This window comes from Howardella ureilytica (assembly GCF_054657495.1).
This window is the reverse complement of record NZ_BAAHYP010000031.1, coordinates 1-599: the sequence shown is the minus strand read 5'-3', so window position 1 is coordinate 599 and position 599 is coordinate 1. Positions and strand designations below refer to the sequence as shown.

Here is a 599-nt window from a genome sequence, read left to right as displayed (position 1 = left end):
TCTCTCTCCCGCTTTAAGATGAAGTTCTTTTGCGAATGCCGTTGTATCAGGTCTTACTCTGTCCTGATCGTTGTTATCATCCCACTTCTTTGTTACAACCACGTTTGTTCTCTCAGGAGTATGGGTATTGGTAATTACTCCTCCGTTGAGCGCCGTGTTGTTGTCTGTTGTATATCCGCTTACGGTATCCTCTTTTACACTGTATGTTATAGGCGTGCCTGCTGCGTTCTTTGCAAGATTTGTGTATTTTACGGTATACGTTCCGTCATTGTTGTCAACAACGCTCGGTACAACTCCCGTTACTTCTGTCTCGCCGTTCATCAAATGAAGTTTTGATGCAAAATCATTTGCAACCGGTCTGATTCTGTCTCTGTTGTTATCATCAACCCAGTTCTTTGTAACCGTGATATCAATAACTTCAGGAGTATGAGTATTGGTGATTGTCTCACCGTTCTTTGCTGCGGTTTTGTCTGCCGTATAGCCGTCAACGCCGTCTTCACTTATTGTGTATTCAATGGCATTTCCGTCTTTGTTCTTTTGTAAGTTGGCATACTTAACCGTATATGTTCCGTCATTGTTATCAATAACTTCTGCCGTTG

1 protein-coding gene is annotated in these 599 nt (G+C 42.4%); it reads right to left on the bottom strand.

Going from position 1 to position 599, the window contains the following annotated elements; all coding sequences use genetic code 11:
- On the bottom strand, positions 1-599 hold a 599-nt coding region (locus ACYQ1N_RS07590; RefSeq protein WP_459834521.1), incomplete at both ends, for a Cna B-type domain-containing protein.